Origin of the sequence: Halorubrum tropicale (assembly GCF_001280455.1) — an archaeon.
GTDB lineage: Archaea > Halobacteriota > Halobacteria > Halobacteriales > Haloferacaceae > Halorubrum > Halorubrum tropicale.
Genome location: NZ_LIST01000001.1, coordinates 84069 through 98631, shown reverse-complemented (window position 1 = coordinate 98631; position 14563 = coordinate 84069). Strand labels below are relative to the sequence as shown.

Genomic DNA, 14563 nt, shown 5'->3' with positions numbered 1-14563 from the left:
TTCGAGACGGCCGCCGCTGACGACGCACGGGCGTTCGGCGTTCGCCCTCCGAGGCGCTCGCTCCGTTCGCCCTCCGCGTCTCGCGCATCACGGACTCACCCCCAGCGCGGCGACGACCTGCGCGGTCCCGATCGCCACGGTCAGGAACGTCGCGACGCCGACGAGCGACGTCTTCGACGCCGAGCCGACGCCGCAGACGCCGTGTCCGGACGTACACCCCTTCCCGACGCGGGTCCCGATGCCGACCAGGATCCCGCCGAGGAACAGCCGCCACGGCTGGACGTCCGTCGTCCACAGCGTCACCCCGGCGACTTCGTACAGCTGGCCGGTCGTTCCGGGCTCGTACAGCGAGGTGGTGACCACGCCGGACTGGACCGTCGCGGCGAACGCGAGCGCGCCCAAGACGATCCCGGCAGTGAACACGACCCGCCAGTCGCGCGAGCCGACGTACCGCTGGAACCGCGACTGATCGGAGACGTACGACAGCGTCGACTCGAGGAACGTGCTCGCCCCGGCCGGGATGCCGGTCCCGACGTAGATGACGACGGTCCCGAGGCCGACGAGCAGCCCGCCGACGGCGTACCGGCTGATCCCGTTCGGGAACAGCTCGGCGACCGCCTGCAGCAGTACTGGGTCAGCGACCATCGGCGTCGTCAGTCACCCGCGAGCGAGTCCTGGCTGGCGGCGCAGTTGTTCGGCCCGAGCTCCAGGGTGAACGCCTCGTCGTCGTCGACGGCGTTCTGCCCGAGGTTCGTCGCGATGATGTCCTCGTAGTTGGCCGGCCGCGGCGGCATGTCCGAGAGGATCAGGTCGACGAAGTCGTCCTCGTCCATCGTGAGCGCGTCCATCTCCTCGACGAGTTCGCCGATGGGCGCCGTGTAGGTGCCGTCGTCGGCCGGGACGGCCGCGTCGCTGAAGTGCGCGCCGCCGATGAGGGTGTCGTCGGGCAGCGTCAGGACGCGCTCTTGGAGCGACTCGTACAGCAGCCGCGCGGCGTCGGGGGCGCCCTCGTCGCCCTCTTCGAGGTCGGGGCGGGCCACGCTCTCGACGAACAGCCCGTCGCCGGTCGCGAGCAGGCTCTCGTCGACGAGGTACGACGTCATCCCGGTCGTGTGGCCGGGAGTGTAGACGGTCTCGACGGTGGCGTCACCGACCGCGAACGTGTCGCTGTCGGCGGCCGTGGTCAGCTCGTCGGCGTACGTGACGCCGCGGTCGACCGCGGCCTCGGGGATGACGCCTTCGACGCCCTCGGCGTCGAGGTCGCGCACGCCCGAGATGTGGTCGGCGTGGATGTGCGTGTCGATGGCGTAGTTCAGTTCCACGCCGAGCTCGTCGGCGTCGTCGAGGTAGCGGTCGGTGAACGCCCGCAGCGGGTCGATGATCGCGGCCTCGCCGTCGTCGTAGAGGAGGTAGCCGAGACAGCCCGAGGAGGGACGCTGGTACTGGAGGAGCGTGCCGGCGCCGTCGTACCGCTCGACCTCGACGGCCTCGTAAATGCTCGCCCAGCCGTTCATCCCGTCTTCGAGGTGGTCGACGTCGTAGCCGCGCTCCGCGAGCGTGCCCGCGACGTACTCGCTGGCGCCGCCCTTCGCACAGAGGACGGTCACCTCGCGGTCGTCGGGGATCCGGTCGAGGACGTCGTCGTCGATCTCGTCTTCGAGGAACTCGAAGTACGGGACGTTGATCGACGTGACGTTCTCGCCGTCGATACGCCACTCCTCGTAGTCGGACTGCATGCGCGTGTCGAGGATCGTGACGTCCTCGCCGGCGTCGATTCGGTCCTTGAGCGATTCCGGAGCGACGGAGTCGACGTCGACGTCCGGAGTCGGGAAGTCGTCGGCATTCATGTTTCGCAGTCGTTCATACCGGGCCGACGCACAAAAGTATTTTCATAGTATTTCCTTTTCTGAGCAATACTACCTCCCGACGGATCCAGATATACGCGGGCAGGTCTACCGTCATTACCCTTGTAAACCGTCTAAACCGGTTTCATGTTATACAGTAGTTAGTAGAATTCCCAAGAACCGACACAGTTTTACTTCATCGGGGGGTATTGTGCGCTAGCTCCAATACAGACACCGGAGCAGACACACAATGAGTGCTGAATTCGACATCGCGGAGACGCTCGACGTGAAAGGCGCATCGTGCCCCATGCCAGTGGTGAAGACCAAGTCCGCCGTCGACGGCCTCGCGGAGGGCGAGGTCCTCGAAGTGATCGCGACCGACCCCGGCAGCATGAGCGACATCGACGGGTGGGCCGACGGCACCGCGGGGGTCGAACTCCTCGAGCAGACGGAGGGCGACGACGTGTACAAACACTACGTCCGCAAGACGGCGTGACGATGAGCACGGACACATCCGAGACCCCGGGCGACGACGCGCCGACCGAGGACGCGCCCTCCCGCGCGGAGCTGGCCGCGCGCGTCGACGAGCTCGAGGACGCGCTCGCCGAGGCCACCGCCGACGACGACACCAAGAAGATGAGCATCATCGCCACTAAGGGGACGCTCGACATGGCGTACCCGCCGCTCATCCTCGCCAGCACCGCGGCCGCGTTCGGCTACGAGGTGACCGTCTTCACCACCTTCTGGGGGCTCGACATGCTCCACGAGGAGCGGTCGAAGAACCTCCAGCTCAGCTCCGTCGGGAACCCCAACATGCCCGTCCCCAACGCCGTCGCCGCGCTCCCCGGCATGGACCGCGTGACGACGAAGATGATGGAAAAGCGGATCACGGACAACGACACCGCCACGATCGAGGAGCTCCTCGAGACGAGTCTGGAGATGGGCGTGGAGTTCCAGGCCTGTCAGATGACCATCGAGCTGATGGACTACGACGAGGACGACTTCTACGACGGCGTCACTACCGGCGTCGGCGCCGCGACCGCCATTCAGGACATGGCCGAGGCGGACATCCAGCTCCTCGTCTGAGCGCCGCGAAGCGACCGTTCGGTTCTGTTTTCCCCGTCCGCCACCGGCGGCGGCTGCCCCCGACACCGTCTCTCCGGACGCGAACCGGTAGCGACCGGATTCGCCCCGTCGCGCCGCGGACCGGCGGACGCGCCGGTCCGCGGGCTCACTCACTCCGCTCGCGGCCGGCGCGCTCGCGACCGATCGCGCTCGCCACCGCGAGCAGGTAGCCGAGCCCGTACTGGACCTCCGGGTCGCGCACGCCGCGGAGCAGCCCGACGGCGCCGACCCGCTCCGGCGGCTCGCGCTCCGCCTCGCCGACGCCCTTCAGCAGGGTCTCGACGCCGTCGCGGGTGTCGTCGTCGGCCGCGGTCTGCGCCACCTCGCCGAGCGCGGCGCCGGTGCCGGCCAGCGACGCGACCATCTCGTCGTCGAGGGCCGCGGTCGCGAGCGAGCCGACCTCTGCGATCTCGGCCAGCTCGTCGAGCGTGCCGCTCCGTTGGAGCTCGAGCAGCGTGTCGAGCGCCGCTCGCAGGTCGTCGCCGTTCTCGCCGACCGCCTCGGCCAGCGCCACGGTCTCGTCGGTCGCCAGACCGTCGGCGGACTCCGCGAGCGTCGACCCCGTGGCCGAGAGCTCGCGGACCATCTCGTCGGAGAGCGCGCTCTCGCCCAAGGAGAGCACGTCCAGCAGCTCGTTGACGGCGTCGAGCCGCTCCACGAACGCGGCGACCGCCTCCGGGTTCTCCGCGATCGCCGCCTCGAGGTCGGCCGACTCGGGTGCTTCCGTCTCGGACATGGTCAGAGCAGCCCCCGCGCAGTGAGCCAGTAGGACTCGTTGTACGCCAGCTTCGACCAGTGGAGCTTCTCCGACGGCGGCGCGGGCGACGGCGGGCGCTCGTAGTCGAACTCGACGAACGAGGCCGCGTCCATCCCCGTCTCGATGAAGCACAGCGTCTTCCCGTCGTACGTCGCCGTGGCCGGGCGTCCGCGGACCTCGCTGGCGAGGCGCTGTCCGACGACGCCGGCCTGGTAGTGCGCCACGCTGCCCGCGTTCGGGACGCCGGTGTCCGCGGTGTCGCCGAGCGCGTACACGTTCTCCGCGGCCTCGGCCTCCAGGGTGTGCTTGTCGACGTCGACCCAACCGTCGTCGCCGAGCCCGGCCTCCTCGATCAGGTCGACGCCGCCGTGGGGCGGGATCGACACGAGGAGGTCGTAGTCGAGCTCGGTCCCCTCCATCGACGTGATCGTCTCCGCCTCGGGGTCGACCGACTCCGCGTTGAAGAACGTCTCCACGGCGATGTCCCGATCCTCCATGATGGGGCGGGCCCACTCGGCGATGTGGGGGTTCCCGTGGACGCGCTGGATCGGGTACGTGTAGGTGATCCCGACGTCCTCGCGCAGACCGCGCTCGCGGAACCAGTCGTCGACCATGAACACGAACTCCAGCGGCGCCGCGGGACACATGTGGGGCGTCCCGACGACGCTCAACACGATCTCGCCCTCGGTGAACTCCAGCAGCTCGTCGCGCAGGGCGGTCGCGCCCGACTCGCTGTAGTAGTCGTGCCCGCCCTCGGCGAGCCCGGGGATGTGCTCGGGTTTCAGCGTCGACCCGGTCGCCAACACGAGGTGGTCGTACTCCACCGTCGGCGCGGTCCCGTCGAACCGGAGCTCCCGCGAATCCGTGTCGATCTCCGACACGCGGCCGATCCGGAGGTCGACCGCGTCGTCGATCAGCTCGTCGAGTGCGCGGCGACCGTCCGCCGGTTCGCGCTTACCGAACGGGACGTACAGCCAGACGGGCTTGTAGACGTGGTCGGGGCCGTCGTTGATCAGGGTGACCTCGACGTCGCCCGCGTCGATCTCCGGACCGAGCCGGCCGGCGAGGTCGTTGGCGAGCACGGAGCCGCCGGTCCCGCCGCCGAGGATGACGATGCGTTCGGTCATGCTTTCTCCACGTAGAACGCGTTGTGGTCGTCGAGCTCTTCGACGGCGAGCAGTTCGTTGCCGGCCTCCTCGGCCCACTCGGGGACGTCGGTGAGCGACCCGTCGCTGTCGCTCAGCAGCCGGACGACGTCACCCGACTCGGCGCTCCGGATCGCACCGATGAGGTCCATCAGGGGGCCGGGGCACGCTGCGCCTCTGGCGTCGACGGTCTCTTGGGGTTCGATGTCGGTCATGGCGGTCTCACACCCCACAGTTTCGCGGGCGGCCTATTAGTCTTGTGCGAGCATTCCACAATTCTAAAAATTCCATCGACCGGTCAGCGCCGAACGGTGACGGTCGCGACGGCGGTGGCCGTGCGGCTACCGATCGAACACCAGCGCGTAGTGGTACGGCGGCAGATCGGCTCGCCGGTCGCACTCGAACGGCGCGGCGCTGCGGACGGCCGCCGCCGTCTCCTCGGGGGACATCCGCACCGCCGTCGGCGGTCCGCGGGGCTCGGCCCCCGGCGGCTACTCATCGGTTCGAGCCCGCCACGCCGCCGGGAGCCGGGCGTAGACGACCGCGTTGTCGACGAGCGCGTCGACCGGGACGTACTCGTCGGGCGCGTGCGCGGTGTCGGTCCCGAGCGAGAACTCGACCGTCGATATCCCGGCGTTCCGGAGCTTCTTGGCGTCGCCGCCGCCCGTCGCGCTCCGCCTGAAGACGCGGTCCCCGGTGACGCCCGCGGCCGTCGACGCGACGGCCTCGACGAGCGGGCCCTCGGGGTCTTCGGCGGTGCCGACGCTCCAGGAGACGTCGGCGATCGTGATCCCCTCGCAGTCGGCGACGCACTCCCGGATCCCGGCGAGCACGTCGGGCGTGTGGACGCCCGCGGTGAGCCGCACGTCGACCTCGGCGCGCGCGGAGCCCGGGACGGCGTTCACCGCGTCGCCGCCCTCGAAGACGCCGAGGTTGATCGACGGGTACCGGAACAGTTCCCGGGCGGCCGCCTCGCCCATCGACGGGGCGTAGTACGCGACCGACTCCTCGACGATCGGCTCCATCTCGGCGCCGATCGCCAGCCGCTCGGTGCCGAACCGATCTCGGATCCGCTCCACGGCGGCGTAGAGCCGGTCGACGGCGTTGACGCCGAGGGCCGGGCGGGAGCCGTGCGCCGCCTCGCCCGCCGCTTCGAGCGTCAACCAGATGCTGCCCCGGTCGGCGACCGTGACGGAGTGACGCCCCGCCTCGCAGGTCGGCTCGCCGATCACGCACGCCTCCGCGTCGAGCACACCGGCGTCGAGCAGCGCCGGGAGGCCGGCGTCGCCGCCCACCTCCTCGTCGCTCACGAGGGCGAACAGGAGGTCGACGGGCGGCTCGGTATCAGTCGCGGCGAAGGCCCGGAGCGCGAACAGCAGCGACGCCACGGCGCCCTTCATGTCGGTCGCCCCCCGGCCGTAGACCCGGCCGTCGGCGCGCTCGCCGAGCGGGTCGCGCGTCCACGCGTCGGCGTCGAACGGCACCGTGTCGAGGTGCCCGTTGTACAGGAGCGTGCGGTCGGCGTCGCCGGGGACCCGCACGAGCAGGTTCGGCTTCGCCGGGTCGACGGCGACCCGCTCGACCTCGACCGGGAGCGGGTCGAGGAACCGCTCGACGGCGGCGGCGATCTCCCGCGTGTCGCCGGGCGGGTTCGACGTGTCGACGGCGAGCAGGTCGAGGGCCAGCGAGACCAGCGCCTCCCGGTTGGCCCGCACGTACTCGGCGGGGGCGTCGCCGGCGGGCGCCGACCGCGACGCGCTCGTGTCTTCGGCCATACCGTCCGGTTCGGTGCCCGGCGATTTAGCTGTTTTGTACATATTGCACAATATGCTGCGGCGGGAGGGGGTCGCCAGCTCACGCCTCGGGATCGGGCTGCGCTGTCCGGTCCTCGCTCCCGTCCGGTTCCTGACCGTACCGGTCCTCGAACTCCTGAACGAGCCGGCCGACGGTCGCGTACCAGCTGTTGAGGAGCCGCCGCATCTCGCGGGCGATCGCCTCCGGCGCCCGCGGCCGGTACACGTAGTAGTAGCCGCCGTGGTCGTAGTTCACCTGTCGCCGGACGACGAGGTCGACCTCGACCAGTCGCGAGATCGACCGGTGCGCCGTCGACCGCTCGCAGCCGAGCCGGTCCGCCACGTCGTCGACGGTGAGCCCCTCGTCCGCCCGCTGGAGCGCCCGGAAGACTGCCCGGTCCCGGTCGTTGAGCCCGTGGATACACTCCAGCACGTCCGGCCACTCCATGTCACGTTCGAGGTCCTCGCGCACTGACGCGGTCATCGTACCGGGCTATAGGGCGGCGGAGGTGGTTAAAGATGTTCCCGAACAGCACAAGACTATCTCTCCCGCGTTGACACAGACGCGCTTCGGTCGGCGTGTCGCTCGGATTCTCGGCGTCCTATCCAAAGGGTATTTGCTACGTTGGCCCAAGACGATACACGAATGACGCTTCCGATCGACCCGACCCAGATCGACCCGGACGACATCGGCGAGCAACAGACGACCCTCGAAATGGACCACGAGGAGGCGATCGAACACGTCCGCGACGTGTTCACCGACGCCGGCTTCGGCATCCCCGTCGAGTTCTCGCCGTCCGAGATGCTCAACGAGAAGATCGACGCGGGTCGCGACCCCTACTACGTGCTGGGCGCGTGTAACCCCGAGGTCGCCGACCGCGCCCTCGACGCGACGGACAACAAGCTGGGCGCGCTGATGGCCTGTAACGTGGTCGTGTGGGAGGAGGAGCCCGGCACGCAGCGCGTCTACCACGTCTCCATCATGCGCATCGCTCGACTCGTGGGCATGGCGCCGGACGACGACGAGATGGCGGACATCGTCGCCGACACCGGCGAGATCGTCGACGAGGCGTTCGCGAACCTGTAAGGTCGCGTCGCTCTCGCCCCGCCCTGCCCGCCTCGCGCCCGTCCTCCGTTCCGATTCCACACCTACTTATTCGCGACCGACGACGACCCCGTATGAACCTCGCCGATTCGCGCGTCCTCGTCACCGGGGGCGCCGGGCTCGTCGGGAGCCACCTCGCGGCCGCCCTGCTCGACCGCGGCGCGACCGTCCGCGTCGCCGACGACCTCTCGAAGGGGACCCGCGACCGCGTCCCCGACGGCGCCGAGTTCGTCGAGGCGGACGTGACGGACCCCGACGCCGTCGCCCGCGCGGTCTCCGCCGACCTCGACGCGGTCTTCCACTTCGCGGCGTACACCGACACGAACTACGACGACGACCGCGCGCTGTTCGAGGAGAACACCGCGATGACGTACAACGTCTTGGAACGGATGCGCGAGGTCGGCGTCGACCGGTTCGCGTTCACCTCCTCGTCGACCGTGTACGGCGAGGCGCCGCGGCCGACGCCCGAGGACTACGCCCCCCTCGAACCGATCTCGATGTACGGTTCCGCGAAGCTCGCGGACGAGGCGCTGATCTCGACGTTCGCGCACTCCTACGGGATCCAGTCGTGGGTGTTCCGGTTCGCGAACATCGTCGGCCCGCGCCAGCGCGGCAACGTGATCCCCGACTTCGTCCAGAAGCTCGACGACGACCCGACCGAACTGGAGATCCTCGGCGACGGCCGCCAGGAGAAGTCGTACATGCACGTCACCGAGTGCGTCGACGCCATCCAGCACGTCGTCGAACACGCCGCCGACGACCTGAACGTCTACAACCTCGGGACGCGGACGACCACCTCGGTGACCCGGATCGCCGACGTCGTCAGCGAGGAACTGGGCGTCGACCCCGCGTACAGCTACACGGGCGGCGACCGCGGCTGGACCGGGGACGTGCCGAAGATGCGGCTGTCGATCGAGAAGCTGTCCGCCCTGGGCTGGGAGCCGTCGATCGAGAGCGACGAGGCGGTCCGGCGGAGCGCCCGGGAACTCATCGACGAGATAGTCGAGTAGGGAGCGGTCGACCGCTGCGGAGCCGGTCGCGGCTCCGGCCGTCGCCCCGGGCGACGAGACGGCCCCGCCTGGTCACGCCCGCTCGTTCGCCGGTCGGGGGTCGCCGTCGAACGCGTCGACGAGCCGCTCCGGGAGCGCCTCGGGCGAGAACACCGAGACGAGGTCGCCCGGCTTGATCCGCGTGTCGCCGTTCGGCGCGATGTGGTCGCCGTCGCGCTCGATCCCCACGACCAGCACCTCGTCGGACAACAGCCCCCGCTGGTTGGCGGTCTCAAGCGAGAGCCCGGCCACGTCGGCGCTCTCCGAGACGGTGAACTCCACGACCTCCCCGCCGCCGACGACGGTCTGGAAGTCGGTCACCGCCGACGGGGCCCGGTCCTCCTCCGGGGCGAACTCGTGGTACGGCTGGAACGTCTCGTCGAGGACGATGTCCTCGCGCTCGATGGTCACCCCGGCCGAGGAGAGCTGCTGCGCGATGCGGTTGATGTCCGTCGTGTCCTCGCCGACGGCGGTGACCACGAGGTTCTCCTGCCCGGCGAGGAGCTCTCGGACCTGGGTCACCCCCGGGGTCGACAGCGCCTCGTTGGCGAGCGCCGACCGCTTGCTCACGGGGGCCGTACAGGTGAACTGCGTCGTCACCTTCCCGTTCGAGTTCTCGTAGTCGATGTCGGCGTGGTACCCCCGGATGACTCCCTGCTCCTCCAGTCGGTTGATGCGGTTGCGGACCGTCGCCGGAGTGACGTCCACCTCCTCGGCGATCATCGGCGCGGACGTGTCCCTCGCGTTCATCCCCAGGTAGTAGAGGATCCGACGGTCGATCTCGTCGGGGCGGTAGGTCATGGCCCCAGCTACTGGCTATCCGGCCAAAGACGTTTTGCCCCTCACACGACGACGCCCCGTGCCCGAGGGGGGTTTCGAGAAACGCGGATTCGAAACATCTCAAATACGTATACCGTACTCAAACGAAGTAATTTTTGTGGTTCAAAAACCAAAACGTCGCGTATGGCGTCGGATCGCAGCCGCTCCCCGTTCGAACGGCTCAAAGAGCACTACGACCACGAGGAGCTCGTCTGCCCGGCGTGCGGGTTCGAGGACGAAGACGGCGCGTGGGACGCCGAGGCCGACGGGGCGGACATCGTGTACACGCACGCCTGTCCCCGGTGCGGCGCGGAACGGGAACACACGCTGGAGCTTTCGGACCGCGAGACGGCCCTGGAACACGTCGAAAAGCGGCAGTGAGCCGGCGACCGTCCCCGGAGGGTCCGCGCCGACGCGGTCAGTTGCCCTCGGTCGACGTCCCGTCGGCGGGCGCTTCGGTCCGCTGTCGACCGGTCAGCGAGCGGTAGACGGGGTAGAGGTAGTCCTCGATCGGCCCCTGGACGCCGCGGTCGCCCGCGTAGACGATGACCGGGACGCCCGCCCCGTCCGCGAGGTCGATCACGCGGTCGGGCGTGCTCCCGAACACCCAGCGCCTGAGCCTGCGGGTCCGGGTCGCGCCGATCACGAGGATCCCGCCGTTCTCGGCGGCCGTCTCGACTAACCCCTCCGCGACGGTCGCCGCCTGGACGTTGTGGATCTGTACCTCAGGGGCGTCGGAGAGGCCGGCGACGGTCGCGTCCGCCGACTCCGCGCGTCCCCCGCCGCCGTCGGGATTGACGCTGACCACGTGGAGCTCCGCGCCGTCGCGCCCGAGCCGCTCGACCATCGGCAGCAGCGCCTTGTGGTGCGGGCCGCCGCCCGCGCCGACGTTGACGACCGAGGCGTCCGTCTCGTCGGTGAACCCGCGCACGAACATCACGCCGCAGGGCGCCTTGTACTCGATCGTCTCGGCCACGTCGGTGTGCTCCTCGGGATACCCCATCAGGATCTGGTCGACGTCGCCCTCGCGGGCGGTCTGGAGGATGTCGAACGCCACGTCCTGACAGATGTGGCCCTCGACCGTGTAGTCCGCGTCGAGGTCCTCGCCCGCGAGCAGCTCCTCGATCCGGGTCACGCGGCTCTCCGCGGTCTCCCGGACGACCTCCGACGGCGTCTGCTCCGGTATCTGCGTGACGTTCAGCACGTGGATGTGGGGCGTGTCGTGCTGGAGCTTCCCCAGGGTATCGGCGAGCCTGATGTATCGCGCCGCCCTGTCCGGGCGGGCGACCGCGACGAGCACTCGGTATCGGTCTTCGTCGGTCGCCTCGGTGTCCGCGCCACCGGCCGTCTCCTCGGCGGCCGGCTCCGGCTCGACCACCTTCTCGAACAGCTCGTCGACGGCCGGCGCCCCGCCCCACGACAGGTACGCGACCAGCAGCGCCCCGACGAGGACGACGCCGACGAGGACGCCCTTCAGCGGGAGGTTGTAGATCAGCCCGAGGTTCGCGAGGACGCCCGCGATCGGGACGAGGGGGACTCCGGGCACCCGGAACCCGCGCTCGATGTCCGGGTAGCGCCGCCGCGAGTAGATGAGCGCGAGGTTGACGATCGAGAGCGGCAACAGGAGGTTCAGCGTCGCGAACCCGGTCAGCGTCGTCAGTCCCAGCTCCGTGATCGCGAGGGAGCCGACCACGGGCAGGGGAACGCTGATCTGGAACGGGAGGACGCCGCCCTCCGCCGGGAACAACATGATGAACGCGACGATCAGGAAGACGATGGTGCCGGTCGCGGTGGCGATGCTCCAGAACGGCGTGTTGTACTCCGGATGGATCCGCGAGAAGGGTCGGGGGGCCTGCCCCTGACGGCCCATCAGCGAGCCGATCCCGCTGGCGGCGAGTATCGAGGCGTTCGACGCGCTGACCATGCTGAAGATGGCGCCGGCGACGATGAGCGACCGCCCGACGGGGCCGAGGAAGCCGGCGGCGACCTCGCCCATCGCGGTCTCGCCCTCGCGGGCGATGACCTCCGCGGGGACCGGCGAGTTGACCATCGCGACGATCACCAGCGCGTACAGGACGGTGACCGTGACAATCGACGCGGCGATGGCCCGCGGGACGGTCCGCTTCGGCTCGATGATCTCGCCGGCGCTGGCGGCGATGGCGGAGAAGCCGAAGAACGTGATGAACGCCAGCGCGGCGATCGACACGATCCCCACCACGTCCGTCGTGAAGCCCGTCGCGAAGGTGCCGACCGCCGTCGACGGGCCGCGGAACGAGAACGCGCCGCCGATGAACGCCAGCAGGACGGCCACCTTCGCCCCCGTCACGAACAGTTGGAACATCCCGCTCTCCTCTGTCCCCCGGGCGTTCAGCGTCCCGAGGAGCAGCGCGGCGAGCACTCCCGTCGTCCCGTGCGGGAGGACGTGGAACGCCTCCGGGAGCACGAACCTGAAGAACCACTCGTCCATCGTCGCGAGGTAGAACGCCGTCGTCCCGGTGTAGCCGAGGAAGAGCATCGCGCCGATGGCGTAGACGAGCGTGTCGTTCTCGAAGGTCCGCGAGGAGAACAGGTACCCCCCGCCGTTCTCGGAGTAGATCGAGGCGAACTCCGAGTACCCGGCGGCGGTGATCCCGGCGATGACGGCCGCGATGACGAACGCGATGACGGCGCTGGAGCCGATCGCCGCGACGGCGGTGCCGGAGAGCGAGAAGATGCCGGCGGCGATCATCGTCCCCAGGCCGATGGCGAACGCGATCTTGAAGTCCAGCGTCCGGGTGTGCTCAACCATCGGTGCGAAGGAGCGTCCGGCGTACCAGTTGTCCGCGTCGACCGATCGCGTCGTGCCGTGGTCTCGCCGCTATGCCGTAGAACATGGTTACCTCCTGGTCTGAACCCCGGAGACAAAATATCTCCCGGTACGATTTGCCCATGAGTGGTCCAGTCGGAGCGGAAATTATCGATTCGAAAACGGGTCGGCGGCGCGCGCCGCGGCGGACCCGAGGGCCCTCCGTCCGTTCGAGTCCGCGGCACGGTTCGGAAGGGCCTTTTAACCCGCCCGTCGAACGGACGGTATGTTCAGGCAGCTCCGGTCGGAGGTCGAGGCGGCGCTCGCGGACGCGCTCGCCGAGCTCGACCTCCCGACCGACGACCTCGGCATCGAACGCCCGCCGGACGACATGGACGCGACGCTCGCCTCCAGCGTCGCGTTCCGGCTCGCGGGCGAGGTCGGCGACGCGCCGCCGAACGTCGCGGCGACCGTCGCCGAGGCGGTGTCGGTCGCGGACGCGGACTACGTCGGGCGCGTCGACACCGCGGGGCCGTACGTCAACTTCCACGCGAACGAGCGCTACCTCGCCGACACGCTCGACGCGGCGGCCGTCGATCCGGCGTACGGCGCGCTCCCCGACCGCGACGCCTCGGTCGTCGTCGAGCACACCAGCGCGAACCCGACCGGCCCCGTCCACGTCGGCCGCGCGCGCAACCCCATCGTCGGCGACGCCGTGGCGAACCTCCTGGCGTACGCGGGCTACGACGTCGACCGCCACTACTACGTCAACGACGCCGGCCGGCAGATGGCGGTGTTCACGTGGGCGTACGAGCGGTTCGACGAGGCCGACCTCGACGCCGAGCCCGCCCGCGACCGCGCGGAGTACGACCTCGTGCGCTACTACCGGAAGGGGAACGCCTTCTTGGAGGAGGCCGACCCGGACGCGGTCGAGGCCGCGGAGGCGGAGATACAGGCGATCCTCCAGGGGCTCGAGGCCGGCGACGAGGCGACCTACGAGCGCGTCGGCGAGGTCGTCGACGCGGTGCTGGGCGGCATGAAGGAGTGCCTCGCCCGCCTGCCGGCCGAGTTCGACGAGTTCGTCAAGGAGACGCGGTTCATGCGCGACGGCTCGACGGACGACATCGCCGCGCGGCTCAAGGAGACCGATCACGCCGTCTACGAGGAGGACGCCTGGCAGCTGGAGCTCGACGAGTGGGGGATCGACAAGAACCTCGTGTTCCTGCGCTCGGACGACACGAGCCTCTACACCACCCGCGACCTGGCCCACCACGAGTGGAAGTTCGACAACTACGACCGCGCCGTCACCGTCCTCGGCGAGGACCACAAGCTCCAGGCCGACCAGCTCGACGCGACCCTCGAACTCCTCGGCAACGACACCGACCGGCTCGGCCACGTCATCTACTCGTACGTCAACCTCCCCGACGGGAAGATGTCGACGCGGAAGGGGACGGGCGTGATGCTCGACGACCTCCTCGACGAGGCCATCGACCGCGCCCGCGACGCCGTCGAGTCGCGGATGGACGACCGCATCCGCGGCGACGACCTCACCGACGAGGACGTCGAGCGCATCGCCCACCAGGTCGGGATCGGCGCCGTGCGGTACGACATCGTCTCGAAGCAGCCCGCCAAGGCGATCACCTTCGAGTGGGAGGACGCGCTCGACTTCGAGGCGCAGTCGGCCCCGTTCGTCCAGTACGTCCACGCGCGCTGCGCCGGCATCCTCGACGAGGCAGCGGCCGAGGGCGTCGACGTGCCCGGCGTGACCGCCGACGCCGACGGCGCGGTCGATCCCGACGCGCTCGACGTGGACGCGGGCGCGTTAGAGACCGAGGCGGCCCGCGACCTCCTCCGGGAGGTCGCCCGCTTCCCCGCCGCCATCGAGGCGGCGGCCGACGACCTGGAGCCGCACACGATCGCGACGTTCACCCGCGAGTTCGCCGACGCCTACAACGCCTTCTACCGCGAGTGCCCGGTCGTGACCGCCGAGACCGACGAGCTCCGCGACGCCCGCGTCGCCGTCGTCGCGGCCGCGAAGCACACGATGGCGAACGCGCTCGACGTGCTGGGCGTCGAGGCGCCGGAGTCGATGTAGCGCGGCGAGACGGTCGCTCCCGGGGGTATCGTCAGGTCAAAGCTTA

The 14563-nt window shown here is 69.7% G+C and carries 15 protein-coding genes and 1 pseudogene; 6 read left to right on the top strand and 10 right to left on the bottom strand.

Annotated features, from left to right (window positions below; all coding sequences use genetic code 11):
- Positions 1–87: 87 nt before the first annotated feature.
- Together AMR74_RS00415 and AMR74_RS00410 are read right to left on the bottom strand one after the other, a co-directional pair.
- Positions 88–645, bottom strand: a complete 558-nt coding sequence (locus tag AMR74_RS00415; protein WP_053770113.1) for a YeeE/YedE family protein — start codon at positions 643–645, stop codon at positions 88–90.
- Between the two features lie 8 nt (positions 646–653).
- Complete coding sequence (locus tag AMR74_RS00410) at positions 654–1847, bottom strand: MBL fold metallo-hydrolase (RefSeq protein ID WP_053770112.1); 1194 nt, start codon at positions 1845–1847, stop codon at positions 654–656.
- A 247-nt stretch (positions 1848–2094) separates the two neighbouring features.
- Here AMR74_RS00410 and AMR74_RS00405 point away from each other — a divergent pair, with 247 nt between their 5' ends.
- Positions 2095–2340, top strand: a complete 246-nt coding sequence (locus AMR74_RS00405) for a sulfurtransferase TusA family protein (RefSeq protein WP_053770111.1) — start codon at positions 2095–2097, stop codon at positions 2338–2340.
- Positions 2341–2342: 2 nt separating this feature from the next.
- Positions 2343–2930 (top strand): DsrE/DsrF/DrsH-like family protein, encoded by a 588-nt coding sequence (locus AMR74_RS00400; protein ID WP_053770110.1) that lies wholly within the window; start codon positions 2343–2345, stop codon positions 2928–2930.
- Positions 2931–3075: 145 nt separating this feature from the next.
- On the opposite strand, the gene AMR74_RS00395 is transcribed toward AMR74_RS00400, so the two are convergent.
- From AMR74_RS00395 to AMR74_RS00375, 6 genes and pseudogenes are all read right to left on the bottom strand, one after another.
- Positions 3076–3705 carry a DUF1641 domain-containing protein gene (locus AMR74_RS00395; RefSeq protein WP_053770109.1) on the bottom strand — a complete coding sequence of 210 codons (630 nt, stop codon included), beginning with the start codon at positions 3703–3705 and terminating at the stop codon, positions 3076–3078.
- A gap of 2 nt (positions 3706–3707) precedes the next feature.
- Positions 3708–4853, bottom strand: coding sequence for an NAD(P)/FAD-dependent oxidoreductase (locus AMR74_RS00390; protein WP_053770108.1), 1146 nt, complete (start codon positions 4851–4853; stop codon positions 3708–3710).
- Entirely contained in the window at positions 4850–5086 is a 237-nt protein-coding gene (locus AMR74_RS00385; protein ID WP_053770963.1) for a sulfurtransferase TusA family protein, read from the bottom strand. The genes AMR74_RS00390 and AMR74_RS00385 overlap by 4 nt, the downstream gene beginning before the upstream one ends.
- 126 nt (positions 5087–5212) lie before the next feature.
- Positions 5213–5356, bottom strand: a pseudogene (locus AMR74_RS17035) (class I SAM-dependent methyltransferase); the annotation flags it as partial.
- Between the two features lie 6 nt (positions 5357–5362).
- On the bottom strand, positions 5363–6646 hold the full coding sequence (locus tag AMR74_RS00380) for a M20 family metallopeptidase (protein WP_053770107.1): 1284 nt from the start codon (positions 6644–6646) through the stop codon (positions 5363–5365).
- A 79-nt stretch (positions 6647–6725) separates the two neighbouring features.
- On the bottom strand, positions 6726–7148 hold the full coding sequence (locus AMR74_RS00375) for a MarR family transcriptional regulator (protein ID WP_053770106.1): 423 nt from the start codon (positions 7146–7148) through the stop codon (positions 6726–6728).
- A 162-nt stretch (positions 7149–7310) separates the two neighbouring features.
- On the opposite strand from AMR74_RS00375, the gene AMR74_RS00370 reads away from it, so the two are divergent.
- Positions 7311–7751: a DUF302 domain-containing protein gene (locus AMR74_RS00370; protein ID WP_053770105.1), complete on the top strand. Its 441-nt coding sequence runs from the start codon at positions 7311–7313 to the stop codon at positions 7749–7751.
- A 92-nt stretch (positions 7752–7843) separates the two neighbouring features.
- Positions 7844–8779, top strand: coding sequence for an NAD-dependent epimerase/dehydratase family protein (locus tag AMR74_RS00365; protein WP_053770104.1), 936 nt, complete (start codon positions 7844–7846; stop codon positions 8777–8779).
- Between the two features lie 72 nt (positions 8780–8851).
- Here AMR74_RS00365 and AMR74_RS00360 read toward each other — a convergent pair whose 3' ends face one another.
- Positions 8852–9619 carry an Lrp/AsnC family transcriptional regulator gene (locus tag AMR74_RS00360; RefSeq protein ID WP_053770103.1) on the bottom strand — a complete coding sequence of 256 codons (768 nt, stop codon included), beginning with the start codon at positions 9617–9619 and terminating at the stop codon, positions 8852–8854.
- 162 nt (positions 9620–9781) lie between these two features.
- On the opposite strand from AMR74_RS00360, the gene AMR74_RS00355 reads away from it, so the two are divergent.
- A complete protein-coding gene (locus tag AMR74_RS00355; protein WP_053770102.1) occupies positions 9782–10018 on the top strand; it encodes an HVO_0649 family zinc finger protein in 237 nt (78 codons plus the stop codon).
- A 37-nt stretch (positions 10019–10055) separates the two neighbouring features.
- Here the strand turns inward: AMR74_RS00355 and AMR74_RS00350 are convergent, their stop codons facing one another.
- Positions 10056–12425, bottom strand: coding sequence for an amino acid permease (locus AMR74_RS00350; protein WP_053770101.1), 2370 nt, complete (start codon positions 12423–12425; stop codon positions 10056–10058).
- A gap of 283 nt (positions 12426–12708) precedes the next feature.
- On the opposite strand from AMR74_RS00350, the gene argS reads away from it, so the two are divergent.
- Positions 12709–14517 carry an arginine--tRNA ligase gene (argS, locus tag AMR74_RS00345; RefSeq protein WP_053770100.1) on the top strand — a complete coding sequence of 603 codons (1809 nt, stop codon included), beginning with the start codon at positions 12709–12711 and terminating at the stop codon, positions 14515–14517.
- Positions 14518–14563: the final 46 nt, after the last annotated feature.

Coding starts and splice junctions, on each gene's coding strand:
- AMR74_RS00380 (WP_053770107.1), bottom strand. CDS start 6,646: ATGGCCGAAGACACGAGCGCGTCGCGGTCGGCGCCCGCCGGCGACGCC.
- AMR74_RS00385 (WP_053770963.1), bottom strand. CDS start 5,086: ATGACCGACATCGAACCCCAAGAGACCGTCGACGCCAGAGGCGCAGCG.
- AMR74_RS00410 (WP_053770112.1), bottom strand. CDS start 1,847: ATGAATGCCGACGACTTCCCGACTCCGGACGTCGACGTCGACTCCGTC.
- AMR74_RS00360 (WP_053770103.1), bottom strand. CDS start 9,619: ATGACCTACCGCCCCGACGAGATCGACCGTCGGATCCTCTACTACCTG.
- AMR74_RS00355 (WP_053770102.1), top strand. CDS start 9,782: ATGGCGTCGGATCGCAGCCGCTCCCCGTTCGAACGGCTCAAAGAGCAC.
- argS (WP_053770100.1), top strand. CDS start 12,709: ATGTTCAGGCAGCTCCGGTCGGAGGTCGAGGCGGCGCTCGCGGACGCG.
- AMR74_RS00390 (WP_053770108.1), bottom strand. CDS start 4,853: ATGACCGAACGCATCGTCATCCTCGGCGGCGGGACCGGCGGCTCCGTG.
- AMR74_RS00400 (WP_053770110.1), top strand. CDS start 2,343: ATGAGCACGGACACATCCGAGACCCCGGGCGACGACGCGCCGACCGAG.
- AMR74_RS00375 (WP_053770106.1), bottom strand. CDS start 7,148: ATGACCGCGTCAGTGCGCGAGGACCTCGAACGTGACATGGAGTGGCCG.
- AMR74_RS00415 (WP_053770113.1), bottom strand. CDS start 645: ATGGTCGCTGACCCAGTACTGCTGCAGGCGGTCGCCGAGCTGTTCCCG.
- AMR74_RS00370 (WP_053770105.1), top strand. CDS start 7,311: ATGACGCTTCCGATCGACCCGACCCAGATCGACCCGGACGACATCGGC.
- AMR74_RS00365 (WP_053770104.1), top strand. CDS start 7,844: ATGAACCTCGCCGATTCGCGCGTCCTCGTCACCGGGGGCGCCGGGCTC.
- AMR74_RS00350 (WP_053770101.1), bottom strand. CDS start 12,425: ATGGTTGAGCACACCCGGACGCTGGACTTCAAGATCGCGTTCGCCATC.
- AMR74_RS00405 (WP_053770111.1), top strand. CDS start 2,095: ATGAGTGCTGAATTCGACATCGCGGAGACGCTCGACGTGAAAGGCGCA.
- AMR74_RS00395 (WP_053770109.1), bottom strand. CDS start 3,705: ATGTCCGAGACGGAAGCACCCGAGTCGGCCGACCTCGAGGCGGCGATC.